Below are 25,789 nucleotides of genomic sequence, written 5' to 3'. Positions count from 1 at the left end.
TCTGTGTGGACATTCACAGGTGTTGAGTTAATCGAAAACGATTTATATCTCAATGCAACGATGAATGTTCATAGCAATATGTACAAACATTTAGATGATTCTTCCGAGTCGTTTAAATGAATCAGAATTCATTGAGCCGAAGCTTTTAGCTTCACCAAAACTTTAATTGAAGAGTTTGATCATGGCTCAGATTGAACGCTGGCGGCAGGCCTAACACATGCAAGTCGAGCGGTAACAGGAAGAAAGCTTGCTTTCTTTGCTGACGAGCGGCGGACGGGTGAGTAATGCCTAGGGAACTGCCCAGTCGAGGGGGATAACAGTTGGAAACGACTGCTAATACCGCATACGCCCTACGGGGGAAAAGAGGGGACCTTCGGGCCTTCTGCGATTGGATGTACCTAGGTGGGATTAGCTAGTAGGTGAGGTAATGGCTCACCTAGGCGACGATCCCTAGCTGTTCTGAGAGGATGATCAGCCACACTGGGACTGAGACACGGCCCAGACTCCTACGGGAGGCAGCAGTGGGGAATATTGCACAATGGGCGCAAGCCTGATGCAGCCATGCCGCGTGTGTGAAGAAGGCCTTCGGGTTGTAAAGCACTTTCAGCGAGGAGGAAAGGTTAAGTGTTAATAGCACTTAGCTGTGACGTTACTCGCAGAAGAAGCACCGGCTAACTTCGTGCCAGCAGCCGCGGTAATACGAGGGGTGCAAGCGTTAATCGGAATTACTGGGCGTAAAGCGTACGCAGGCGGTTTGTTAAGCGAGATGTGAAAGCCCCGGGCTCAACCTGGGAACTGCATTTCGAACTGGCAAACTAGAGTCTTGTAGAGGGGGGTAGAATTTCAGGTGTAGCGGTGAAATGCGTAGAGATCTGAAGGAATACCGGTGGCGAAGGCGGCCCCCTGGACAAAGACTGACGCTCAGGTACGAAAGCGTGGGGAGCAAACAGGATTAGATACCCTGGTAGTCCACGCCGTAAACGATGTCTACTCGGAATTTGGTGTCTTGAACACTGGGTTCTCAAGCTAACGCATTAAGTAGACCGCCTGGGGAGTACGGCCGCAAGGTTAAAACTCAAATGAATTGACGGGGGCCCGCACAAGCGGTGGAGCATGTGGTTTAATTCGATGCAACGCGAAGAACCTTACCTACTCTTGACATCCAGAGAATTCGCTAGAGATAGCTTAGTGCCTTCGGGAACTCTGAGACAGGTGCTGCATGGCTGTCGTCAGCTCGTGTTGTGAAATGTTGGGTTAAGTCCCGCAACGAGCGCAACCCTTATCCTTACTTGCCAGCGGGTCATGCCGGGAACTTTAGGGAGACTGCCGGTGATAAACCGGAGGAAGGTGGGGACGACGTCAAGTCATCATGGCCCTTACGAGTAGGGCTACACACGTGCTACAATGGCGAGTACAGAGGGTTGCGAAGCCGCGAGGTGGAGCTAATCTCAGAAAGCTCGTCGTAGTCCGGATTGGAGTCTGCAACTCGACTCCATGAAGTCGGAATCGCTAGTAATCGTGGATCAGAATGCCACGGTGAATACGTTCCCGGGCCTTGTACACACCGCCCGTCACACCATGGGAGTGGGCTGCACCAGAAGTAGATAGCTTAACCTTCGGGAGGGCGTTTACCACGGTGTGGTTCATGACTGGGGTGAAGTCGTAACAAGGTAGCCCTAGGGGAACCTGGGGCTGGATCACCTCCTTACCTATACGATTGATTTAGTGCTTGTTGAGTGTTCACACAGATTACTTGATAGAAGATAGAGAAATACGTTGGGTCTGTAGCTCAGCTGGTTAGAGCGCACCCCTGATAAGGGTGAGGTCGGTGGTTCAAGTCCACTCTGACCCACCAATCTTTCCAAGGAAAGATTCGGTATTAAACGTATTATTCTCGCTGCATGTAAATGGGGCTATAGCTCAGCTGGGAGAGCGCCTGCCTTGCACGCAGGAGGTCTGCGGTTCGATCCCGCATAGCTCCACCATTTGCTCTTTGATGAGAGCATGCAGTTTAGGTTAGAGATGCCAAAGATAAATGCAGAATTTATCTTTGGCTTTTTTAAGCCCGCTCTTTAAAAATTTGGAAAGCTGATAGTGTTAATGTGAAAGGGATAATGACGTACTTGTACGTGATTATTTGTAGCATTAGCGCGAAAAAATAATTGAGTTCTCAAAACACACTTTAATCAAGTGCATTGAGTATTCTTTTGGCGAAAGTTGAAACCATTAGTTGCGATGCAGCTCAGATGAAACTCATTTGGGTTGTATGGTTAAGTGACTAAGCGTATACGGTGGATGCCTTGGCAGTCAGAGGCGATGAAGGACGTAGTAACTTGCGAAAAGCGTTGGCGAGCTAGTAACAAGCATTTGAGCTAACGATGTCCGAATGGGGAAACCCGGCAGCATAAGCTGTCATCATTAAGTGAATACATAGCTTAATGAGGCGAACGAGGGGAACTGAAACATCTAAGTACCCTTAGGAAAAGAAATCAACCGAGATTCCCCTAGTAGCGGCGAGCGAACGGGGATTAGCCCTTAAGCCTAGAGGGTGTTAGTGGAATGTGTTGGAAAGCACAGCGATACAGGGTGATAGCCCCGTACATGAAAACTAACTTTAGGTGAAAACGAGTAGGACGGGACACGTGATATCTTGTTCGAATATGGGGGGACCATCCTCCAAGGCTAAATACTCCTGACTGACCGATAGTGAACCAGTACCGTGAGGGAAAGGCGAAAAGAACCCCTGTGAGGGGAGTGAAATAGAACCTGAAACCGTATACGTACAAGCAGTGGGAGCGGTTCTTGAGACCGTGACTGCGTACCTTTTGTATAATGGGTCAGCGACTTACATTTTGTAGCGAGGTTAAGCGAATAGCGGAGCCGTAGGGAAACCGAGTGTTAACTGCGCGTTTAGTTGCAAGGTGTAGACCCGAAACCCGGTGATCTAGCCATGGGCAGGTTGAAGGTTGAGTAACATCAACTGGAGGACCGAACACACGTATGTTGAAAAATGCGGTGATGACTTGTGGCTGGGGGTGAAAGGCCAATCAAACCGGGAGATATCTGGTTCTCCTCGAAAGCTATTTAGGTAGCGCCTCGAGCGAATACCATTGGGGGTAGAGCACTGTTAAGGCTAGGGGGTCATCCCGACTTACCAACCCTTTGCAAACTCCGAATACCAATGAGTACTACTCGGGAGACACACGGCGGGTGCTAACGTCCGTCGTGAAAAGGGAAACAACCCAGACCATCAGCTAAGGTCCCAAAGTTATTGCTAAGTGGGAAACGATGTGGGAAGGCTTAGACAGCTAGGATGTTGGCTTAGAAGCAGCCATCATTTAAAGAAAGCGTAATAGCTCACTAGTCGAGTCGGCCTGCGCGGAAGATTTAACGGGGCTAAGCAATACACCGAAGCTATGGGTACTAGCGCTTGCGCTAGTGCGGTAGAGGAGCGTTCTGTAAGCCGTTGAAGGTGAAGGGGTAACCCACGCTGGAGGTATCAGAAGTGCGAATGCTGACATGAGTAACGATAATGGGGGTGAAAAACCTCCACGCCGAAAGACCAAGGGTTCCTGTCCAACGTTAATCGGGGCAGGGTAAGTCGACCCCTAAGGCGAGGCCGAAAGGCGTAGTCGATGGGAAACGGGTTAATATTCCCGTACTTCTGCTAACTGCGATGGAGAGACGGAGAAGGCTAGGCTAGCGCGGCGTTGGTTGTCCGCGTTTAAGACTGTAGGTAGGGTACTTAGGCAAATCCGGGTACCTAATACTGAGAGTTGATGACGAGGTTCTACGGAACTGAAGTAGTTGATGCCATGCTTCCAGGAAAATCTTCTAAGCTTCAGGTTAGCAGGAATCGTACCCCAAACCGACACAGGTGGTCGGGTAGAGAATACCAAGGCGCTTGAGAGAACTCGGCTGAAGGAACTAGGCAAAATGGTACCGTAACTTCGGGAGAAGGTACGCTGCTGTTGGTGATGGGACTTGCTCCCTAAGCTGACGGCAGTCGCAGATACCAGGTGGCTGCAACTGTTTATCAAAAACACAGCACTGTGCAAAATCGCAAGATGACGTATACGGTGTGACGCCTGCCCGGTGCCGGAAGGTTAATTGATTGGGTTATCTTCGGAGAAGCTCATGATCGAAGCCCCGGTAAACGGCGGCCGTAACTATAACGGTCCTAAGGTAGCGAAATTCCTTGTCGGGTAAGTTCCGACCTGCACGAATGGCGTAATGATGGCCACGCTGTCTCCAGCCGAGACTCAGTGAAGTTGAAATTGCGGTGAAGATGCCGTATACCCGCGGCTAGACGGAAAGACCCCGTGAACCTTTACTATAGCTTGGCACTGAACATTGACCCTACATGTGTAGGATAGGTGGGAGACTTTGAAGCGGGAACGCCAGTTCTCGTGGAGTCAACCTTGAAATACCACCCTTGTAGTGTTGATGTTCTAACTCTGGCCCCTGAATCGGGGTTGAGGACAGTGCCTGGTGGGTAGTTTGACTGGGGCGGTCTCCTCCCAAAGAGTAACGGAGGAGCACGAAGGTTGGCTAAGTACGGTCGGACATCGTACGGTTAGTGCAATGGCATAAGCCAGCTTAACTGCGAGACATACACGTCGAGCAGGTGCGAAAGCAGGTCATAGTGATCCGGTGGTTCTGAATGGAAGGGCCATCGCTCAACGGATAAAAGGTACTCCGGGGATAACAGGCTGATACCGCCCAAGAGTTCATATCGACGGCGGTGTTTGGCACCTCGATGTCGGCTCATCACATCCTGGGGCTGAAGTCGGTCCCAAGGGTATGGCTGTTCGCCATTTAAAGTGGTACGCGAGCTGGGTTCAGAACGTCGTGAGACAGTTCGGTCCCTATCTGCCGTGGGCGTTGGATGATTGAAGGGAGCTGCTCCTAGTACGAGAGGACCGGAGTGGACGAACCGCTGGTGTTCGGGTTGTCATGCCAATGGCATTGCCCGGTAGCTACGTTCGGAATCGATAACCGCTGAAAGCATCTAAGCGGGAAGCGAGCCCTAAGATGAGTCATCCCTAGACCTTTAAGGTCTCTAAAGAGCCGTCCGAGACTAGGACGTTGATAGGCAGGGTGTGTAAGCGTTGTGAGGCGTTGAGCTAACCTGTACTAATGACTCGTGAGGCTTAACCATACAACCCAAAAGGGTTTTTACTGCAAAGTACCGGAAATGAGTCCAATCATTTCTTGGCACTTCCTCCATCCATGGAGGTCGTAATAATGGTTACTGAATCAGAAGAATACAAGTACTTGATTGAAGTGCGGACTCAAATTAGCTCTTGAATAAAGAGTGCAGCTTTCTAAATTTCCAAATTTGTCTGGAAACCATAGCATTGTGGTCCCACCTGATCCCATCCCGAACTCAGAAGTGAAACGCAATCGCGCCGATGGTAGTGTGGGGTCTCCCCATGTGAGAGTAGGTCATTTCCAGACGCTAATTTCGCTTATCCTCTTTAGGATAAAGCAAAATAATTGAGCGCATGTAGAGTAAGACGCCTAATTATTAAGAGTTTTGTGCTGATATGGCTCAGTCGGTAGAGCGCATCCTTGGTAAGGATGAGGTCCCCAGTTCGATTCTGGGTATCAGCACCACTAAATTTGTCTGGAAACCATAGCATTGTGGTCCCACCTGATCCCATCCCGAACTCAGAAGTGAAACGCAATCGCGCCGATGGTAGTGTGGGGTCTCCCCATGTGAGAGTAGGTCATTTCCAGACGCCTATTTATTCTCGAAAGAGAGTCGAAGAATCCCCAGCACAGTGTGTTGGGGATTTTTTCGTTTATACGCTCGCCCTAAATTGCTCCTGGCAGTTTATGGCACTTCCTGCATCCATGTAGGTTGCGCGAAAGCACCTACTTCACATGCAGCCCAAAGCTGCTTACGCAGTGTGGCAGTTAAGTGCTCCATTCATTAACTGCATTTCCGCCATCCATGGCGGTCAGGCCCCTCAGCTCGCAGTCTAGCCAGCCATCCATGTGAGCGTATGTTTATATAAATATCTAAATATGGCTGAAGCTGGCCATGATTAGCGCTTCCTTTATATCGCTGAGCTTGGTCATAAACTGCATCCTGCGTGTATGACATTCGTTACATTCATGTGCCTTGCCCCTCAGCTCTCAGGCAAGCTGCTTCGCGCTCCAGCCGTCCATCATGCTTCGCTTGAGAAACGGATGTCTTTTGCCATCTGAGATAGGTTGATAAGTGCATTCTGCTATATCGATACTTTCGCCATCCATCTCGGTCAAGTACGCAAGCTTGCTACTGGCCAATACCGATTCCTTAAAGACAAATACGACTTAATTCACTGAGGTAGGAATGAATGCCTATTGTTTAAATCAGTCGATAAATGTTTCATTGGGTATCGATATTTCGACATTTAATTCGCTCAAGGCCGCTATCGGCTTTCCTGGACGCTAGCCGTTTCTCGGAAAAAATAGTTCTTTGTAGGGATTTGCTGGAGCAGTGAGAGATCTGGTTGCCGGTCGTTACATCTTCATAAATGGGGTCAAAGTAACTGGAGTAACTGAAGCAACTTGGAGAGCTGGAGGTTGGTATAATTGTCTTAACTTATGCCCAACTCACGACGGTTTCAGTTGCTTTGTTGCTTGTAGAAGAAGATGAGGCTCTGTGTCTAGCTGAGCGCAGTATATCCATTTAAGTAACAGCTACCGGCCCAAGTAGCCTTGTATCCAATAAGCACACTTAATGAAAATCCGAGGTAAAGCGATCGGCTACTATCGGCTTTCTATTTTTGACTAATTAGGTCGAGGAGTTTCGCATACTCCCTTGAAGTTTATAAGAGAGCTAGTACTGTGGTCTTAGGGGAAATAGTGATCCATTTATGCATTAAAAGAACATTCGCTTAAGCGTTTTCCTAAAATGGCTTGGGCTTTTGCCATATTGGCCCGTGGTATTTGTATTAACTGCTGACTCTTTTTATTCCTTTTATATACGGTTGTTCTATTTCAACTATGCCCGACTAAGGCTTTGAAGAGGTATTAGGCTTTATCGTCGATAGGTAAAGAGGTTGTGTGTTGTATCTTTAGAGACCGGTTATGTGGATAACTTTGTGCGTAATTGGTGCAAAGGGTGTGCTTATTCCAGGTATAAAAAATAAGTTCGTTTTTATTGAAAAAAGCCCTTGCGTAAAAGTTTAGTCTCCCTATAATGCGCATCCACTGACACGGCAAACGGCGCTGCTTAGCAAAGTAAGTAAGCATGTAGGTTGAGTCAGGGTGGTAAGCGCCTTCGGGTTTTTAAGACGTTAGTTACACTGCGAAAGCACAGTAATTAACCACTGAAAAAAACTTTTGAAAAAAGCGCTTGACGCCGACAGGGAGAAGCGTAGAATACGCAGCCCTAGCCCGCTGGACTCCAGTATGAGGCGAACGTTCTTTAACAAGATGAAACAAGAAATCTGTGTGGACATTCACAGGTGTTGAGTTAATCGAAAACGATTTATATCTCAATGCAACGATGAATGTTCATAGCAATATGTACAAACATTTAGATGATTCTTCCGAGTCGTTTAAATGAATCAGAATTCATTGAGCCGAAGCTTTTAGCTTCACCAAAACTTTAATTGAAGAGTTTGATCATGGCTCAGATTGAACGCTGGCGGCAGGCCTAACACATGCAAGTCGAGCGGTAACAGGAAGAAAGCTTGCTTTCTTTGCTGACGAGCGGCGGACGGGTGAGTAATGCCTAGGGAACTGCCCAGTCGAGGGGGATAACAGTTGGAAACGACTGCTAATACCGCATACGCCCTACGGGGGAAAAGAGGGGACCTTCGGGCCTTCTGCGATTGGATGTACCTAGGTGGGATTAGCTAGTAGGTGAGGTAATGGCTCACCTAGGCGACGATCCCTAGCTGTTCTGAGAGGATGATCAGCCACACTGGGACTGAGACACGGCCCAGACTCCTACGGGAGGCAGCAGTGGGGAATATTGCACAATGGGCGCAAGCCTGATGCAGCCATGCCGCGTGTGTGAAGAAGGCCTTCGGGTTGTAAAGCACTTTCAGCGAGGAGGAAAAGTTAAGTGTTAATAGCACTTAGCTGTGACGTTACTCGCAGAAGAAGCACCGGCTAACTTCGTGCCAGCAGCCGCGGTAATACGAGGGGTGCAAGCGTTAATCGGAATTACTGGGCGTAAAGCGTACGCAGGCGGTTTGTTAAGCGAGATGTGAAAGCCCCGGGCTCAACCTGGGAACTGCATTTCGAACTGGCAAACTAGAGTCTTGTAGAGGGGGGTAGAATTTCAGGTGTAGCGGTGAAATGCGTAGAGATCTGAAGGAATACCGGTGGCGAAGGCGGCCCCCTGGACAAAGACTGACGCTCAGGTACGAAAGCGTGGGGAGCAAACAGGATTAGATACCCTGGTAGTCCACGCCGTAAACGATGTCTACTCGGAATTTGGTGTCTTGAACACTGGGTTCTCAAGCTAACGCATTAAGTAGACCGCCTGGGGAGTACGGCCGCAAGGTTAAAACTCAAATGAATTGACGGGGGCCCGCACAAGCGGTGGAGCATGTGGTTTAATTCGATGCAACGCGAAGAACCTTACCTACTCTTGACATCCAGAGAATTCGCTAGAGATAGCTTAGTGCCTTCGGGAACTCTGAGACAGGTGCTGCATGGCTGTCGTCAGCTCGTGTTGTGAAATGTTGGGTTAAGTCCCGCAACGAGCGCAACCCTTATCCTTACTTGCCAGCGGGTCATGCCGGGAACTTTAGGGAGACTGCCGGTGATAAACCGGAGGAAGGTGGGGACGACGTCAAGTCATCATGGCCCTTACGAGTAGGGCTACACACGTGCTACAATGGCGAGTACAGAGGGTTGCGAAGCCGCGAGGTGGAGCTAATCTCAGAAAGCTCGTCGTAGTCCGGATTGGAGTCTGCAACTCGACTCCATGAAGTCGGAATCGCTAGTAATCGTGGATCAGAATGCCACGGTGAATACGTTCCCGGGCCTTGTACACACCGCCCGTCACACCATGGGAGTGGGCTGCACCAGAAGTAGATAGCTTAACCTTCGGGAGGGCGTTTACCACGGTGTGGTTCATGACTGGGGTGAAGTCGTAACAAGGTAGCCCTAGGGGAACCTGGGGCTGGATCACCTCCTTACCTATACGATTGATTTAGTGCTTGTTGAGTGTTCACACAGATAACTTGTTCTTGTTAGAGCGAGTGGCACGTCCGAGCGACGATGCTTGTTCTTTAAAAATTTGGAAAGCTGATAGTGTTAATGTGAAAGGGATAGTGACGTACTTGTACGTGATTATTTGTAGCATTAGCGCGAAAAAATAATTGAGTTCTCAAAACACACTTTAATCAAGTGCATTGAGTATTCTTTTGGCGAAAGTTGAAACCATTAGTTGCGATGCGACTCAGATGAAACTCATTTGGGTTGTATGGTTAAGTGACTAAGCGTATACGGTGGATGCCTTGGCAGTCAGAGGCGATGAAGGACGTAGTAACTTGCGAAAAGCGTTGGCGAGCTAGTAACAAGCATTTGAGCTAACGAGTCCGAATGGGGAAACCCGGCAGCATAAGCTGTCATCATTAAGTGAATACATAGCTTAATGAGGCGAACGAGGGGAACTGAAACATCTAAGTACCCTTAGGAAAAGAAATCAACCGAGATTCCCCTAGTAGCGGCGAGCGAACGGGGATTAGCCCTTAAGCCTAGAGGGTGTTAGTGGAATGTGTTGGAAAGCACAGCGATACAGGGTGATAGCCCCGTACATGAAAACTAACTTTAGGTGAAAACGAGTAGGACGGGACACGTGATATCTTGTTCGAATATGGGGGGACCATCCTCCAAGGCTAAATACTCCTGACTGACCGATAGTGAACCAGTACCGTGAGGGAAAGGCGAAAAGAACCCCTGTGAGGGGAGTGAAATAGAACCTGAAACCGTATACGTACAAGCAGTGGGAGCGGTTCTTGAGACCGTGACTGCGTACCTTTTGTATAATGGGTCAGCGACTTACATTTTGTAGCGAGGTTAAGCGAATAGCGGAGCCGTAGGGAAACCGAGTGTTAACTGCGCGTTTAGTTGCAAGGTGTAGACCCGAAACCCGGTGATCTAGCCATGGGCAGGTTGAAGGTTGAGTAACATCAACTGGAGGACCGAACACACGTATGTTGAAAAATGCGGTGATGACTTGTGGCTGGGGGTGAAAGGCCAATCAAACCGGGAGATATCTGGTTCTCCTCGAAAGCTATTTAGGTAGCGCCTCGAGCGAATACCATTGGGGGTAGAGCACTGTTAAGGCTAGGGGTCATCCCGACTTACCAACCCTTTGCAAACTCCGAATACCAATGAGTACTACTCGGGAGACACACGGCGGGTGCTAACGTCCGTCGTGAAAAGGGAAACAACCCAGACCATCAGCTAAGGTCCCAAAGTTATTGCTAAGTGGGAAACGATGTGGGAAGGCTTAGACAGCTAGGATGTTGGCTTAGAAGCAGCCATCATTTAAAGAAAGCGTAATAGCTCACTAGTCGAGTCGGCCTGCGCGGAAGATTTAACGGGGCTAAGCAATACACCGAAAGCTATGGTACTAGCGCTTGCGCTAGTGCGGTAGAGGAGCGTTCTGTAAGCCGTTGAAGGTGAAGGTAACCCACGCTGGGGTATCAGAAGTGCGAATGCTGACATGAGTAACGATAATGGGGGTGAAAAACCTCCACGCCGAAAGACCAAGGGTTCCTGTCCAACGTTAATCGGGGCAGGGTAAGTCGACCCCTAAGGCGAGGCCGAAAGGCGTAGTCGATGGGAAACGGGTTAATATTCCCGTACTTCTGCTAACTGCGATGGAGAGACGGAGAAGGCTAGGCTAGCGCGGCGTTGGTTGTCCGCGTTTAAGACTGTAGGGTACTTAGGCAAATCCGGGTACCTAATACTGAGAGTTGATGACGAGGTTCTACGGAACTGAAGTAGTGATGCCATGCTTCCAGGAAAATCTTCTAAGCTTCAGGTTAGCAGGAATCGTACCCCAAACCGACACAGGTGGTCGGGTAGAGAATACCAAGGCGCTTGAGAGAACTCGGCTGAAGGAACTAGGCAAAATGGTACCGTAACTTCGGGAGAAGGTACGCTGCTGTTGGTGATGGGACTTGCTCCCTAAGCTGACGGCAGTCGCAGATACCAGGTGGCTGCAACTGTTTATCAAAAACACAGCACTGTGCAAAATCGCAAGATGACGTATACGGTGTGACGCCTGCCCGGTGCCGGAAGGTTAATTGATTGGGTTATCTTCGGAGAAGCCATGATCGAAGCCCCGGTAAACGGCGGCCGTAACTATAACGGTCCTAAGGTAGCGAAATTCCTTGTCGGGTAAGTTCCGACCTGCACGAATGGCGTAATGATGGCCACGCTGTCTCCAGCCGAGACTCAGTGAAGTTGAAATTGCGGTGAAGATGCCGTATACCCGCGGCTAGACGGAAAGACCCCGTGAACCTTTACTATAGCTTGGCACTGAACATTGACCCTACATGTGTAGGATAGGTGGGAGACTTTGAAGCGGGAACGCCAGTTCTCGTGGAGTCAACCTTGAAATACCACCCTTGTAGTGTTGATGTTCTAACTCTGGCCCCTGAATCGGGGTTGAGGACAGTGCCTGGTGGGTAGTTTGACTGGGGCGGTCTCCTCCCAAAGAGTAACGGAGGAGCACGAAGGTTGGCTAAGTACGGTCGGACATCGTACGGTTAGTGCAATGGCATAAGCCAGCTTAACTGCGAGACATACACGTCGAGCAGGTGCGAAAGCAGGTCATAGTGATCCGGTGGTTCTGAATGGAAGGGCCATCGCTCAACGGATAAAAGGTACTCCGGGGATAACAGGCTGATACCGCCCAAGAGTTCATATCGACGGCGGTGTTTGGCACCTCGATGTCGGCTCATCACATCCTGGGGCTGAAGTCGGTCCCAAGGGTATGGCTGTTCGCCATTTAAAGTGGTACGCGAGCTGGGTTCAGAACGTCGTGAGACAGTTCGGTCCCTATCTGCCGTGGGCGTTGGATGATTGAAGGGAGCTGCTCCTAGTACGAGAGGACCGGAGTGGACGAACCGCTGGTGTTCGGGTTGTCATGCCAATGGCATTGCCCGGTAGCTACGTTCGGAATCGATAACCGCTGAAAGCATCTAAGCGGGAAGCGAGCCCTAAGATGAGTCATCCCTAGACCTTTAAGGTCTCTAAAGAGCCGTCCGAGACTAGGACGTTGATAGGCAGGGTGTGTAAGCGTTGTGAGGCGTTGAGCTAACCTGTACTAATGACTCGTGAGGCTTAACCATACAACCCAAAAGGGTTTTTACTGCAAAGTAAGTAATGGTTACTGAATCAGAAGAATACAAGTACTTGATTGAAGTGCGGACTCAAATTAGCTCTTGAATAAAGAGTGCAGCTTTCTAAATTTCCAAATTTGTCTGGAAACCATAGCATTGTGGTCCCACCTGATCCCATCCCGAACTCAGAAGTGAAACGCAATCGCGCCGATGGTAGTGTGGGGTCTCCCCATGTGAGAGTAGGTCATTTCCAGACGCCTATTTATTCTCGAAAGAGAGTCGAAGAATCCCCAGCACACTGTGTTGGGGATTTTTTCGTTTAACAGCTTTTGAAATATCTACTCGAACATGGGAAAGAAGGGAGTGCATGCAAAGCATGCCACCTTTCCATGTGATAGGTCGATAATTGCATCCTGCATAATCGTGTAGTGGTCAACTAAAATTGGCCACGGTTTTGTATTCAAGCCAGTATCTTCGCTCTGACTCATTGGGTGTCAGCCCACCGTTATATTGATGTGGTCTCAGCTGACTGTAATACCCCGTCACATATCGCGAAATCTCACTCTTAGCCTCACCGATATCCCGATAGCCTGTCATCGGTATCCATTCTGTTTTTAAGCTTCTAAAGAAGCGCTCCATCGGGCTGTTGTCCCAGCAGTTTCCTCGTCGACTCATGCTCTGCTTAATCTGATAACGCCAGAGCTGTTGGCGGAAGCGGCGGCTGGTATAGTGGCTTCCTTGGTCACTATGGAACATTAGGTCTTTCGGCCTTCCTCGCGCCTCAAAGGCCATGGTTAGTGCCTTGCTTGTTAGCGCACTATCGGGCGAAAATGACATCGCCCACCCCACCGGTTTCCGTGCAAACAAGTCCAGAACAACGGCAAGGTAAGCCCATCGTTTGCCTGTCCACACATAGGTCACATCGCCACACCACACTTGATTGGGAGCCGTCACTGCAAACTGGCGGTCAAGGAGGTTAGGGATGGCGACATGCTCCTTGTCTGCCTTTTTGTAGCGATGTTGCGGCACCTGGCAGCTCACTAGCCCCAGCTTCTTCATCAGTCCTGTGGCACGATAGCGCGTCAACCTAACGCCAGCAGTCGTCACCATATCAGCCAGGGTTCTGGCACCCGCTGACCCATTGCTGGCTTCATAAGCCTCCCGCACCAAGCTGTGCAGTTTTACCCGCTGCGAGTCAATGGTGGTAGGTCTGCCTCGCCAATACTTGTAACTGCTGCGGTGAATACCAAATACTGAACAAATCCGTTTTACGCTATGGCTCTTCTTGAGTTTCTCGACTAACGAGAACTGTTCAGTGAGTCTGACATCAAGAGAGCCGTAGCCTTTTTCAAAATGGTGTTCTCTTCTTCAATGCGGCGGATTTTCTTCTCCAGCTCACGGATCCGCTGTTGTTCGGGGGTGAGCGGTGCGCCTTTGGGGGATATGCCTTGCTGCTCTTGTCGAAGCTGGTTTACCCATTTACGCATGGCTGAATTACTCACGCCCATCGCGCTTGCAGCCTCAGCTATGCTGTATCCCTGTTTCGTTACCAGCTGCGCAGCTTCTAATTTGAACTCTGCACTGAATGTCGGTCTTGTGTTCTTCATTTCTACCACCTTTTTTCCAGAAGTTAGTCTATCACTTCGTCTATTCAGGTGGCCAAATTCACTATGCCACTACAATTTGGTTTGAAGCTGTCGATGACAGGCGACTTTCTTTTATGTTTAGTTGACTCCCTCATCCCTGCCCCAAGGCCTTAGATGCATTGGAACCATATAAGGCTTCGTAGCCCACAATAGAGACCTTAGTAAATGCTTTTTTGATTAGTTTGAAGCCTGTGCTTCTTGGTGAATGGGCTTTTAGGTCGCAGCAGTAGTAAAAAGACAGATAAACTCACGGTCTGACTTTTCTTATAAATAGCAGGATAATTACTGACTGGGCAGGGGATTCTTAATTGATATTCAATTATGTGTGGATAGGATTTTAGTCATTAAAAAGCCCGATATTAGGATTCGGGCTTTGAGATGAATGACTATAAAGAGAGGAGTTTTTCTACTATGGGTTGGTTCGCCGCGGGAAAATCATAATCTTTGAGATCAGCAAGTTCAGCCCATTGAATAAGTTGACCTTCGAGGCCCTTAGCTTGCCCTGTGAAGGACTTAACTGTGTGTATGTCGAGATACACCTGTTTGTCAGGGTAGTCGTATGAGATGGTCATTAGTGGGCTTGTCGATGCCACTTCTAACGCCACTTCTTCCCTCAACTCTCTGATCAAGGCTTCAGAGGTCGTTTCACCCTGTTCGACCTTACCGCCAGGGAATTCCCATTTGCCGCCTTGGTGAAGGTGCTGAGGACGTTTAGCGAGTAATATCTTGTTATCAGTGTCGAATATGATGCCGACAGCAACATGGACTCTTTTCATCTATTGATCCTTAAAGAAATCAGATTCTTCATAGCCAAGGGAATCTAGGGTTTCTGGATCAAATTCAGGTTTCACTGGAATAGCATGTTTCTCATAGGCCCAATCGCCAAGATCGATGAGTTTGCATCTTTCGCTGCAAAAGGGCTTGAATTTGGATTCTTTTGACCAAACTACCTCTTTTTGACAGGTCGGGCACTTAACTGTGGTTGGCATAATTACTTCCATAGGCCGATGAATGACAGTCGGGCTATGGTAATCACTTTAGGTGCAGGTTGCCAACATAAAGTCGATTGATTTATCTGAGTGCTTTTGTTGGTCAAACAATACAAAGTGGATGGCGTAACGATTACGGTTGCCGCTAATTGTGGGGTAGCAACCCTGCTCTGGATCTATTTTAACTCGAATCAGAGATAGTGCTTGATTGCTAGAGCCTTGGTAGAAGCCGGCGGTAGCCGTTGCTGGATTATAGATGGTTGTATTACGGGTTAATTCAAGTAACAGCTTAATCGGGTTGAGTAAGCAATCGAAGTGACTAGTCCAAGCTTTATACTCTTGCTGGCGCACTTCCCAAGGTTTAGCCAACCAATAATGTAACTGCGGCAGATCAAAGTTACAGCATGCGCCTGGCATGCCAAAGCGCTGCCTTAATGCTGATAAAAACCTATCTTGCTTTAGCTTTTGTCCTGGGCGTTCACAGCCGATCAGCTGAGCTCTAGCTTGTTGCATTTGATGAATGTAATGCTCTACTTGCTGCTCATCAATATGAGGCAAGTGCTGCCACTTTTTTAGATTAAGCAGCTGCTTGTCGATATCCTTAATGATCTCGCTGCGATAATCACAACGTTCAGTAAGTTCGCAGAGGGAAAATAGTGGATAGAAACAACGATGTTGATGGTCTTGATCTAAATTACTTTGTACCTGGCTCGCGAGATATTCGAGCCTAAGATAGCTACGTGTCTTCTCGTTTAATGGCTGTTCGTAGATCAATTCATTCATGACGATAATTAAGTTTGTGCGGCTAATTTTATGTATTTATTATGTAATGCAGAAACCTTACTTCTTAATGCTGATATCGAGCCTTGATTGTCGATAACATCGTCAGCTTTGGATAACTTCTCATCTCTGCTTGCCTGGCTAGCTATTATATTTTGCACTTGCTCTGCATCGACAGCGTCTCTTAGCGTCGTTCGCTGAATCTGTAACTCTGGCGAAATATCAACCACTAAAGTGCAATTCACTAACCTATCTAAACCATTCTCAAATAGCAAGGGCACAACCAAAATTGCATAGTCTGAGGTTGAATTTTGCAATTGTGTTAACATTTCTGATCGGATTATGGGGTGTAATAAGTTGTTAAGCCATTCTCGCTCGGTGGGATTGTTAAATATCTTATCTCTTAGTGCCGTTCGATTTAGCTCGCCATTTTCAAGCAAAATGTCGCGGCCAAAATGTTGGGCAATCTCGGCTAAGCCTTTGGTGCCTTTTGCTACCACTTGTCGACTCACGACATCGGCGTCGACAAGATCGATACCTAATTCTGCAAACAGGTTCGCCACTGTGGTCTTGCCACTTCCTATACCGCCAGTGAGGCCGACAACAAAATTAGCCATGATAATCTCTGAGTTTGTTGATGTTTAAAGGGTGGAGAGGTACCAGTTAGTGATTTTCTCTCCCCAGATCATGGCTATCCAGCCTGCTAACGCAATATAGGGCCCAAATGGAATGGGGTTGCCTGAGTTGATCTTCTTATTGACGATAAGAAGTAATCCAACGAGGGCGCCGACAACAGACGAGAGTAGGATGATCAGGGGAAGTAACTGCCAGCCAAACCAAGCGCCAAACACGGCCAGTAGTTTAAAGTCGCCATAGCCCATACCTTCTTTACCTGTCAGCAGCTTGAAGCCCCAGAAGACGCACCAGAGGCTCATGTAACCTGCCGCTGCACCAATCACTGCATCGCTTAGCGAGACAAAGGTGCTATCAAGGTTAATGAGAAGGCCAAGCCATAAGAGTGGCAGGGTGATCTGATCGGGTAGCAACATCTCATCGAGATCTATGCCAGTTAAGGCTATCAGCCCAAATGTGAGTATGGTCGCAAAGGCAAATTGCCAGCTAGGGCCAAAGTAATAGGCGAGATAGGCAACAGCAAGCCCTGTAATGGCTTCAATAATAGGGTATCTGGCAGATATGTTGGTTTTACAATTAGCACATTTCCCGCCGAGCATTAACCAACCAAAAATGGGCAAGTTGTGCCAAGGCTTAATATTGGTTTTGCATTTAGGACAAGCAGAGCCTGGGACGATGAGGTTATATTTTTCAGGGTAATCATCAATTGGCTGAGCTAACTTCTTTTCAATCCCCTTGATAGTGGATTTATGGTATTCATCGAGATACTGATTGCACTCTTGCTGCCATTCCCTTTTCATCATTACCGGAAGGCGGTGAATCACAACATTTAAAAAGCTGCCAATCGTTGCGGCGAAAACAAAAGAAATGGCGGCAAACAGTAAAGGATACTGAGCCATTAATTGGATAAAATCAGTCATTGAAAATGCTTATTCTTGTTATTAGAAAGTAGTTGGTTGCCGTAGCCTTAGCCAACGACATTACCGAGCTGGAAGATAGGCAGATACATACCAACGATGAGGCCGCCAACAAGAGTACCAATTACTACCATCATAATAGGTTCTATGAGGCTAGATAATGCATCCACCGCATCGTCAACCTGCATCTCATAGATGTTGGCGACCTTGTTAAGCATCTCATCGAGTCCGCCGGATTCCTCACCAATCATCACCATCTGAATAAGCATGTCGGGGAATAGTCCTATTGTACGCATAGCAACGTTCATCTGCATGCCAGACATGACCTCTGTTCGCACTTTCAACAGTGCACTTCGGTACACATAATTGCCCGATGCCCCTGCAGCGGATTCGAGGCCATCAATCAAAGGGACACCTGCTGCGAAGGTGGTTGCCAAGGTACGAGCAAAACGAGCCATTGCACCTTTATGGAGAATATCTCCAATAATAGGCATTTTGAGTATTAGTTCATCTACTTTATTACGGAAGTTTTGGGATTTTAGATGAGCTCTCTTAAATAGCCAGATACCTATGACGATAGCAAATAAGAAAATATACCAAGACGCTTGCAACCATCTCGATATACCAATAATTAATTGAGTGAATGCTGGTAATTCAGCTCCAAATCCTTCAAAAATACTTTCGAACTGAGGTACAACAAAAAGCAATAGTAAGCTCGTTACAGCAATTGCAACAACGACTACCGCAGCGGGGTAAAATAATGCTTTTTTAATTTTTGATTTAAGAGCCTCAGCCTTTTCGCGATAGGTTGCAATTCTGTCGAATACAGCGTCAAGTGAGCCAGAGTGCTCACCAGCGGCAACCAAATCAACGTATAGGTCATCGAAATATTGTCTGTGTGGTCTTAGTGAATCTGATAGTGGAATACCTGATTGTACATCGGTAACAATGGTTCCAAGCAACTCACGCATCTTTGGTTTTTCATGGCCGCGGCCTAACATCTCTAAGGTGGTTACGATTGGGACGCCAGCAGCCAGCATGGTTGCTATCTGGCGAGTAATCATGGCAATGTCCATGGCCTTAATCTTAGGATCGCTTTTGAATAGAGGCTCGGCCTTTTTCTTAACGACCTTAGGATTAACCCCTTGGGATTTTAGCTGCGCCTTAATTTCTGCCGACGAGGTGCCGCGCAATTCTCCACTGGTTTTTTTGCCGTCACGGTTAGTACCTTTCCACTGAAAGGTAATGACTTTGGGCTGTGCTTTGGCTGCTTTTTGCTTTCTGTTTGCCGTCTTTGCTAGAGATGCGGTTGCCATGTAAAATCCTTTCTTGGGAAAAGTATTAAGTTATCAGCTGTAAGTTAAAAAGATGCCAGCTTTTGCCTACGACTTACGCTTATGCACTTTAAAAACTGGTGACGCGGTTTATTTCGGCGATACTGGTTACGCCTGCAATGACCTTGCGTAGGCCAGAATCTCTCAGATCTCGCATGCCTTGTTCTTTGGCCTGATTAGCGATTTGTAACGAGTTGCCTCCTTCCATAATAGTACGGGCAATCTCATCTGACATCTTCATTACTTCATAGATACCGACTCGTCCCTTATAACCGCCAGAGCAAAGGTCACAGCCAACAGGTTTGTATACGGTAAAGCCTTCGTCAATTTGTGCTTGAGTAAAGCCTAATCTGAGTAGTTCGTGCTCTGGGACTTCTTCGGGCTGACGGCATTCGGTGCAAAGCCTTCTGGCAAGACGCTGGGCAATAATCAGGTTAACAGAGCTGGCAATGTTGTAACCAGGCACACCCATGTTTATCAGACGAGTTAGCGTTTCGGCAGCTGAGTTAGTATGCAGGGTAGATAGCACTAAGTGGCCGGTTTGCGCTGCTTTGATTGCAATTTCTGCGGTTTCCAAGTCTCGGATCTCACCCACCATGACCACATCTGGATCTTGGCGCAGGAATGAGCGTAGAGCAGAGGCAAAGGTAAGTCCTGCCTTCAAGTTAATATGAACCTGATTGACGCCTTCTAAGTTAATTTCAACAGGATCTTCAGCGGTTGAGATATTGCGCTCTTCGGTATTGAGAATGTTAAGGCCTGTATAAAGGGAAACTGTTTTCCCCGAGCCTGTAGGGCCGGTTACCAAGATCATTCCTTGAGGCTTTGCCAACATCTTTTCATAAAGCTTGCGTTGGTCATCTTCATAGCCGAGCTTTTCGATACCGAGCTGGGCAGAAGAGGAGTCCAAGATACGCATTACGATCTTTTCGCCCCAGATAGTGGGCAGTGTGCTGACACGAAAATCGATAGATTTAGTGCGAGACAGCTTCATCTTGATGCGGCCATCTTGAGGGACGCGGCGTTCGGCTATATCTAGCTTTGACATCACCTTAAGGCGAGCTGAGATACGGCCAGCTAAATTCACCGGTGGTTCAGAGACTTCATGTAAAATTCCATCGATACGAAAACGAATACGGTAGCGTTTCTCATAGGGCTCAAAATGTAAATCAGACGCACCTTTACGTATAGCGTCAGTGAGAATCTTATTAATGTAGATGACAATAGGTGCGTCATCACTAGCATCGCCTTGTTCTTCCTGGCGCTTGTCTGTATCGGTAACCTCAATGCTGGAGAGTGATTCTTCATCTATACCATCTAAATCGAGAGCCGAGAGATCTTCTTCGAGGACTTTCTCTAAGGCAATAGTAAGTTTATCATCTTCAACGAGTATTGCTTCAGCATGCAGACCGGCGCTGAATTGAAAGTCTTCTAAGGCTGCGATGTTAGTTGGATCTGAAGTGCCAATATAGAGGCGGTTGCCTCTTTTGAATAGCGGAAGACACCTGTGCTTCTCGATGAGTTTTCTGTTGAGAAAGTCTTCAGGGATACTACTTATATCGAACTCACTGAGATCTAGCAGAGGTGTTCCGTATTCTTCATAGCAAAGCTCGGCAACCTCTCTAGCTGATAGCATTTTAATTGAAACTATTGTGCTTACTAGAGATTGTTTGTTTTGACGTGACCGTGATATTGCATCAGCTAACTGTTCTTCGCTAAGGAGACCTTTACGAATAAATAAAGTTGATAGTCCTAGATGTAAGCCTGTTGATGGCATTCTTTGTACTTATTTAATGTTGCTGCCGCTTAATGCCTAAAGAAACACTAAGCGGCAACTTAATTATGGATTATTTGTTGTTCCTAAAACGATGGTTTGCTGAGTAACACCAGGCGCTTGAGGTGTTCCGGTTAATTGTGAGCCAATTGTTAAGCTCCCGGATATGGCTGAACATGCTGAATTCGGTACTCCAATAGCAGCAGCAGCGGAAGCTCCACTTTCATGTAATGCAACCATAACAACATTACCGTAGGCTTTCATTTCACTCAAACATGCTCTTTCAGCACTTTTTTGTGTGTAGTCTTGATATGCGGGTAGCGCTATCGCTGCCAAAATACCAATGATTGCAACCACAATCATTAATTCAATGAGGGTGAAACCTTTGGCGTGGTTAAGTTTAGTGCCTTTCATATTTTGCTCTCCAAAACATACAATATAGTCTGTCCGTAATAGTATAGTGGAACATTTAACAAAATCATTATAGATGTTAGGTTGTTTACTAGTTATGACAGCAGACATCAAGTTAAAACGAGTGACTAGCTGGTTGTAGACTACACAGCTTTTCGTATCGGGAATTTATGTCACAAATGCTCGACTCTCTTTCGTCGGTGCAACAAGCATCACATAGAGACTCCGATACAGCTATTGCCTATGGAGAAAGTTAATACATAGTTAGCAAAAATGAAATAGCTGAAGCCGTATAAAGTGCTAATAATTTGAAATTTTCTAAGAAAGCTAAGTTTGTGTGATATTTGTGTATAACATTTTTTTGACATTTTTTGTTTTTTGATGTGATTTTGACTTGGTGTCAATAAAATGCCATGCCCAGATGCTTTTCAGCTGAAGTTCTTGAGGTTACACATTTGAGCGGTAATGTCGTTAAGCGGCAGTTGCAGTTCCTGCACCTTACCATTCTTTGCTTGCGGAGGGTATAGTTTGTATAGCTCCTGACATGTCAACTTCAATTTGGTAAAATTGCTTGATTTGTAATACGCCTCAATCAATGCTTGGTAAAACTTTTCTCTCGGGTGTGCTTTTAATAGGGCCTCTGTCTTAGATATAAACTCTAGAGTTGATTCTTTGGTATTTGCTAATAGAATTGGTTTTATAAGTAGTTCGAAGCGTAAATTAGGTGATAATTGGTAAGTGTTTACTATTGATGATGCTAATTCTTCTTGACTAATTTCAGATTTTGCATATTTATTGATCATGGTGACATTATAAATACCTGTCATCATGAAGGAACAAACAATAAGTGGGATTATAATTGCAGCTATTTTGGGTGTGAAGTGTAATTTTGTTTTGTAAATTCTTATACTTTTGTGTGGTGCTTCTCTATCCATGATATATAGGCATGTTAGTAAGCTTATCCATAATATGGCGGCATGGTAAAAAGGTAATTCTGTTTGTGTATGGAACGAAATGGGGAATAGTATTCCGAAATAGAAAAGTAGTTCCCTCCATCCCCGATTCGCTAACTTGATTAATACGAATGTCAGGTAGGCAAATATTGAAATAGTTGTAAGAACACCTCCCTCTATTGCCCAAAGTAATATTTCGTTATGTGGATGCTCAAGATTGTATACCCATGGTAGATTAATGTTTACGAAATTGTGGTAATTGGCCTGAGCTTTTAAGAAAACACTCTCAAAACTACCGTACCCTGTGCCGGCAAGCCAGTTCGTGTTAAAAATATGATAGGAGATTGAGTAAATGGCAGGTCTATGGTGATCCACTATTTCTCGTGGGACAAAGTTATGGTCAGCAATGTTTGCCAGTAAGGGCGTTGATAGTCCTGCTATTAAGAAAAAGTACCAAAGTCTCAAAGAATTGGTGGGTGACCTTTTATACAGTAATGGTGCTGTTGAAGCTAAGACAATGAAAAGAGATATAGTTGCTGTTTTTGAGCCGATTAAAATAACAACCCATGCTGCAAGGTAAGATGTTAAATAAATTAGAGCTTGGTGTTTAGGCTGATTTTCGTCAATTTTTGCTATTAAGTAGGCACATAGAGCAATTCCTGAGACAAAGAAAGTTGATGCTACATTTCGTTGTTGAAATACTCCTACAGGTTCTATGAATGCAAAATATTTTTGATAAATAGCAATAATTGACTCTATGAGGACAGCAATTATTATCCATGATGCTAAGTTGCTTGTTGTTTTTCTATTGAGGTTGATTTGGTACAAACAGAAAAGAAATAGTGCGCCACCTATTAGTCCTAATAGTCGTCCGCTACTTACATTGATTAAATCATTGTTGTTATATAGGGGGGGTATAAAGAGAGTGGCAGCAAAAATTAATGTCGCCACTAATAAATTTGAATATATTATTTTTTTGGTTAATGATATATTCCATAGGGATATACCTATTAAAATAGATAGCAACGACCATGCTATAAGGTTGAATGGTAACTGTAATCCAAAACCACCGAAGTTATATTGATAATAATGCATGCCAACTGCAAACAATAGTGCAAAGACAATATAGAAATAGCGTTGGGTTGCAGTTGTCATGCAAGTTCCTTTTGAATGGATTAGTAGGGGCTAGCTCGTTTATGCCTTATCTCAATCTCAAAGACAAATCTAGCGCTTTGACGTGTTTGGTTAGGGCGCCAACTGAGATGTAGTCGATTCCTGTCTTGGCAAAGTCAGAGATGGTGTCTAATGTCACGTTTCCTGAGACTTCGAGCTTAACGCGTTGGTTTTCGCTATAGCTATTGTTGAGCTCTACAGCCTCAATCATCATGGTGACGTCAAAATTATCGAGCATGACGATATCTGCACCGGCATCGAGAGCCTGCTTGAGTTCATCAATCGTTTCAACTTCGACTTCAACTAGCTTATCACTGGCCAATTGACGGGCAGCGCTAACCGCTGAGGCGATGGAGCCGCTGGCCATGATGTGGTTTTCCTTAATAAGGAAGGCATCGAACAGGCCTATACGATGATTCTTACCGCCGCCACAAGTAACGGCATACTTTTGCGCGGTGCGCAGACCGGGGATCGTTTTGCGGGTATCTAACAGTTTGCAGTGAGTGCCGGCCAGTCTATCGACATAGAGCTTAGTTAGGGTGGCAACACCTGAAAGCGTTTGGATAAAGTTCATCGCGCTACGCTCGCCGGTCAAAATAGCGCGGGCTGAGCCTGACATTTCGCACAATACCTGATTAGGAAGTACAAGGTCGCCATCGTCCACATGCCAGTGCAGGGCAACTTCACCACCTAACTGATTAAAGACCTGCTCGGCCCAGGCTTTGCCACAAAATACCCCTTCCTCTCGGGTGATTAGGGTGGCTGTTGCATACTTATCGCTAGGAATAAGCTGCGCTGTGATATCCAGGCTTAATTTTTCATCGGCGGTAAGATTGCTATCGGCCTGAAAACCTAAATCTTCTTCAAGTGCGATTTTGACTGCCAGTCTAATGTCATTTTCCAGCATCTTTCTATCCTCATGACTGTGTGCGGCGCTCCGTGAGTCGCTCTTTAAATGACCAATAGGGTATCGGTCGTGATCTAATGGCCGCAAACACTTAACTATATGCCGTTAATAGTAACAAATCCCTAATTGAAAAAGCAGGGATATTTCTCTCCTAATGTCAGCTGACCATGTGTCGATTTGTATTTTGCTGTGGGGAGCTACTGGCGGCCTTGAGCCAAAGTGAGTTAAAGTGCTAAAGGCTTGATATTATTTGGAGGTAGATTAGCCTGTGGCTGTAATGACGTTAGATAATGGCTGGGTTGAGCAATGCCGAAAATGTATCTCGCCCCATTTTAACGAGCGGCCCTGCGGTGAGGTCAGCTTGTTGGTGATCCACAATATCAGTTTGCCAGCTGGCCAGTTTGGCTTGCCCTATATCGATCAGCTGTTTCAAGGCTGTTTAGATAGCCAGGCAGATGAAAGCTTTTGTGATCTTCAAGGGCTTGAGGTGTCGGCGCACTTTTTGATTCGCCGTGATGGGGAGTTAGTGCAGTATGTCAGCTGTAATGACCGCGCCTGGCATGCTGGGCTATCTCAGTTCGCGGGTCGAAGCGGTTGTAATGACTTTGCGATCGGGGTGGAACTTGAGGGAACCGACAGCATTGCCTATACCGATGCGCAGTATGAGCGGCTTAGACAATTAACCTTGGTCTTGTTTGAGGCATATCCTATGCTCAATAAAGATATGATCGTCGGCCATAGTGACATTGCACCCGGTCGCAAAACCGATCCCGGTGAAAGTTTCGATTGGCAGAGATATCGCGCCAGTTTAACGGATGAACAAATATAGCAAGCTAACAAGTTAGGAGAGGGAATTGTAGATGGCACTGTTTTCTTTGTTGATGGCGATCATGATTGAGCGTCTCAAGCTACTCCCCCAAGCGTGGCAGCTGGAAACCTTATTGGCATTATATGCTAAGAGTTTCTTTGGCCGTAAGCAGTTGGCCAATGATCTTATGATGGCTATCGCCCTGATTTTACCCGCCATAGCGGTGCAGGTACTGGCTTGGTTTGTTGCTGGTATGTTCTGGGGGCTACTGAGTCTTGCACTCTGGGTAAGTGTTTCTATTTTATGTTTCAGCCACCTTAAGCAGCGGCAGATCTTTAAGCAATATATTCAGGCGGCTTGCCGGGGTGATGCTCAGGCCTGTTACCATTTTGCTGATGAACTCGATCCTTATGTGTCCCTCAATGCCGTATCTGAGCAAGATTTAGGCGAAAAGGTGGGGCAAACCGTAGCCTGGCTCAACTACCGCTTCTATGGCGCCGTGGCCCTATACCTTATTTTCTTCGGGCCTGCTGGGGCAGTGCTTTACTGCACAGTGCGTTATTTCTCCGATGATGCTAAGAGCCGCGGGGCAGAGTTGCCTTTAGTGGATACGGCCTTGATGTTGTTAGATTGGTTGCCGAGTCGCTTAATCGCGCTGGGTTATGTACTCAGCGGCCATTTTACGTTGGCATTTGCTCGCTGGCGTCAACAGGCGCTGTGTTGGCGCTGCCCGGCGAGAGAGGTGATCTCTGAAGTTGCTCAGGCCGCGGAGACCATTGAATTTAATTCACCTACGCCAATTTGCGTCCAATCCACCATCTCTTTGCTACAGTTGAGTAAGCGTAACTTTATCTTACTCGTGATAGGTCTCTCTTTACTGACTATCTTTGGGGTCGTGGTATAAGTAAGTCGTGGTATAAGCAAAAGGCTGATGCTCCAACTAGGGCTGCAAACAGCTTGTAGACTGATTGAGATCTTGCCTCACTAAACGTGGGGCAAAGGTCAGACCCCTTATACGTAAAAATAAGCTATTCTCACAAATTGTGAGTTTACATGAAGCGGATCACGAACTAGACATCTGAAATGTGATTTGATAAAGTGCGCTCAGTCAATTAAATTGGTAAGACCAATTTACAATAGGAGCTGAGGG

General features: G+C 46.8%; 12 protein-coding genes, 3 tRNA genes, 7 rRNA genes and 1 pseudogene. 12 read left to right on the top strand and 11 right to left on the bottom strand.

All coding sequences use genetic code 11. The annotated features are described in order from the left end of the window. Nucleotides 1-163 precede the first annotated feature (163 nt). The 10 genes from CFF01_RS16950 to rrf (CFF01_RS16905) all read left to right on the top strand — a co-directional run bounded on the left by CFF01_RS16950 (nucleotide 164) and on the right by rrf (CFF01_RS16905) (nucleotide 12,570). Nucleotides 164-1,708 (top strand): 16S ribosomal RNA (locus CFF01_RS16950). 70 nt (nucleotides 1,709-1,778) lie between these two features. Further along, nucleotides 1,779-1,855: transfer RNA gene (locus tag CFF01_RS16945), tRNA-Ile, on the top strand. 54 nt (nucleotides 1,856-1,909) lie between these two features. Further along, nucleotides 1,910-1,985, top strand: a tRNA-Ala gene (locus CFF01_RS16940). Between the two features lie 283 nt (nucleotides 1,986-2,268). Then, nucleotides 2,269-5,161: ribosomal RNA gene (locus CFF01_RS16935) — 23S ribosomal RNA — on the top strand. Nucleotides 5,162-5,344: 183 nt separating this feature from the next. Then, nucleotides 5,345-5,460: ribosomal RNA gene (gene rrf / locus CFF01_RS16930) — 5S ribosomal RNA — on the top strand. A gap of 83 nt (nucleotides 5,461-5,543) precedes the next feature. Beyond that, a tRNA-Thr gene (locus CFF01_RS16925) sits at nucleotides 5,544-5,619 on the top strand. 9 nt (nucleotides 5,620-5,628) lie between these two features. Next, nucleotides 5,629-5,744, top strand: a 5S ribosomal RNA gene (gene rrf / locus CFF01_RS16920). Between the two features lie 1,863 nt (nucleotides 5,745-7,607). Then, a 16S ribosomal RNA gene (locus CFF01_RS16915) occupies nucleotides 7,608-9,152 on the top strand. A 289-nt stretch (nucleotides 9,153-9,441) separates the two neighbouring features. Continuing rightward, a 23S ribosomal RNA gene (locus tag CFF01_RS16910) occupies nucleotides 9,442-12,323 on the top strand. Nucleotides 12,324-12,454: 131 nt separating this feature from the next. Next, nucleotides 12,455-12,570 (top strand): 5S ribosomal RNA (gene rrf, locus CFF01_RS16905). The 16S, 23S and 5S rRNA genes sit together here with 3 tRNA genes alongside, the layout of an rRNA operon. A gap of 176 nt (nucleotides 12,571-12,746) precedes the next feature. Here the strand turns inward: rrf (CFF01_RS16905) and CFF01_RS16900 are convergent. The 11 genes and pseudogenes from CFF01_RS16900 to nadC form a co-directional block, all read right to left on the bottom strand. Beyond that, nucleotides 12,747-13,921, bottom strand: a protein-coding gene (locus CFF01_RS16900; protein WP_088903906.1) for an IS3 family transposase whose coding sequence is annotated in 2 segments (ribosomal slippage) — nucleotides 12,747-13,663 and nucleotides 13,663-13,921 — 1,176 coding nt in all. Because the reading frame shifts where the segments join, the coding sequence is not laid out codon by codon here. 425 nt (nucleotides 13,922-14,346) lie between these two features. After that, nucleotides 14,347-14,736: an 8-oxo-dGTP diphosphatase MutT gene (gene mutT, locus CFF01_RS16895; protein WP_088905562.1), complete on the bottom strand. Its 390-nt coding sequence runs from the start codon at nucleotides 14,734-14,736 to the stop codon at nucleotides 14,347-14,349. After that, nucleotides 14,737-14,949: a DNA gyrase inhibitor YacG gene (gene yacG / locus CFF01_RS16890; RefSeq protein WP_088905561.1), complete on the bottom strand. Its 213-nt coding sequence runs from the start codon at nucleotides 14,947-14,949 to the stop codon at nucleotides 14,737-14,739. Between the two features lie 48 nt (nucleotides 14,950-14,997). Next, nucleotides 14,998-15,732: a cell division protein ZapD gene (zapD, locus tag CFF01_RS16885; RefSeq protein ID WP_033540806.1), complete on the bottom strand. Its 735-nt coding sequence runs from the start codon at nucleotides 15,730-15,732 to the stop codon at nucleotides 14,998-15,000. An 8-nt stretch (nucleotides 15,733-15,740) separates the two neighbouring features. Continuing rightward, a complete protein-coding gene (gene coaE / locus CFF01_RS16880; RefSeq protein ID WP_088905560.1) occupies nucleotides 15,741-16,346 on the bottom strand; it encodes a dephospho-CoA kinase in 606 nt (201 codons plus the stop codon). 24 nt (nucleotides 16,347-16,370) lie between these two features. Continuing rightward, nucleotides 16,371-17,282, bottom strand: a complete 912-nt coding sequence (locus tag CFF01_RS16875; protein WP_088905559.1) for a prepilin peptidase — start codon at nucleotides 17,280-17,282, stop codon at nucleotides 16,371-16,373. A 47-nt stretch (nucleotides 17,283-17,329) separates the two neighbouring features. Further along, entirely contained in the window at nucleotides 17,330-18,595 is a 1,266-nt protein-coding gene (locus CFF01_RS16870; RefSeq protein ID WP_088905558.1) for a type II secretion system F family protein, read from the bottom strand. An 88-nt stretch (nucleotides 18,596-18,683) separates the two neighbouring features. Continuing rightward, a complete protein-coding gene (pilB, locus tag CFF01_RS16865) occupies nucleotides 18,684-20,390 on the bottom strand; it encodes a type IV-A pilus assembly ATPase PilB (RefSeq protein WP_088905557.1) in 1,707 nt (568 codons plus the stop codon). 293 nt (nucleotides 20,391-20,683) lie between these two features. Next, nucleotides 20,684-20,801: pseudogene (locus tag CFF01_RS19225) on the bottom strand (prepilin-type N-terminal cleavage/methylation domain-containing protein); the annotation flags it as partial. Nucleotides 20,802-21,226: 425 nt separating this feature from the next. After that, entirely contained in the window at nucleotides 21,227-22,906 is a 1,680-nt protein-coding gene (locus CFF01_RS16855) for a PglL family O-oligosaccharyltransferase (RefSeq protein WP_088905555.1), read from the bottom strand. Between the two features lie 46 nt (nucleotides 22,907-22,952). Further along, nucleotides 22,953-23,831, bottom strand: coding sequence for a carboxylating nicotinate-nucleotide diphosphorylase (gene nadC, locus CFF01_RS16850; RefSeq protein WP_088905554.1), 879 nt, complete (start codon nucleotides 23,829-23,831; stop codon nucleotides 22,953-22,955). 277 nt (nucleotides 23,832-24,108) lie between these two features. On the opposite strand from nadC, the gene ampD reads away from it, so the two are divergent. Continuing rightward, complete coding sequence (gene ampD / locus CFF01_RS16845) at nucleotides 24,109-24,660, top strand: 1,6-anhydro-N-acetylmuramyl-L-alanine amidase AmpD (protein ID WP_033540800.1); 552 nt, start codon at nucleotides 24,109-24,111, stop codon at nucleotides 24,658-24,660. Between the two features lie 31 nt (nucleotides 24,661-24,691). Further along, a complete protein-coding gene (ampE, locus tag CFF01_RS16840; protein WP_088905553.1) occupies nucleotides 24,692-25,543 on the top strand; it encodes a beta-lactamase regulator AmpE in 852 nt (283 codons plus the stop codon). Nucleotides 25,544-25,789: the final 246 nt, after the last annotated feature.

It is taken from the genome of Shewanella marisflavi, assembly GCF_002215585.1.
Taxonomy (GTDB): Bacteria; Pseudomonadota; Gammaproteobacteria; order Enterobacterales; family Shewanellaceae; genus Shewanella; species Shewanella marisflavi.
Note: the sequence above shows the minus strand (reverse complement) of the source record. Positions and strands in the feature narration are given on the sequence as shown.

Excerpts from the sequence above, each read along its gene's own strand:
- ampE (WP_088905553.1), top strand. The coding sequence starts at position 24,692 with ATGGCACTGTTTTCTTTGTTGATGGCGATCATGATTGAGCGTCTCAAG.
- nadC (WP_088905554.1), bottom strand. The coding sequence starts at position 23,831 with ATGCTGGAAAATGACATTAGACTGGCAGTCAAAATCGCACTTGAAGAA.
- coaE (WP_088905560.1), bottom strand. The coding sequence starts at position 16,346 with ATGGCTAATTTTGTTGTCGGCCTCACTGGCGGTATAGGAAGTGGCAAG.
- zapD (WP_033540806.1), bottom strand. The coding sequence starts at position 15,732 with ATGAATGAATTGATCTACGAACAGCCATTAAACGAGAAGACACGTAGC.
- pilB (WP_088905557.1), bottom strand. The coding sequence starts at position 20,390 with ATGCCATCAACAGGCTTACATCTAGGACTATCAACTTTATTTATTCGT.
- CFF01_RS16870 (WP_088905558.1), bottom strand. The coding sequence starts at position 18,595 with ATGGCAACCGCATCTCTAGCAAAGACGGCAAACAGAAAGCAAAAAGCA.
- CFF01_RS16875 (WP_088905559.1), bottom strand. The coding sequence starts at position 17,282 with ATGACTGATTTTATCCAATTAATGGCTCAGTATCCTTTACTGTTTGCC.
- mutT (WP_088905562.1), bottom strand. The coding sequence starts at position 14,736 with ATGAAAAGAGTCCATGTTGCTGTCGGCATCATATTCGACACTGATAAC.
- CFF01_RS16855 (WP_088905555.1), bottom strand. The coding sequence starts at position 22,906 with ATGACAACTGCAACCCAACGCTATTTCTATATTGTCTTTGCACTATTG.
- yacG (WP_088905561.1), bottom strand. The coding sequence starts at position 14,949 with ATGCCAACCACAGTTAAGTGCCCGACCTGTCAAAAAGAGGTAGTTTGG.
- ampD (WP_033540800.1), top strand. The coding sequence starts at position 24,109 with ATGACGTTAGATAATGGCTGGGTTGAGCAATGCCGAAAATGTATCTCG.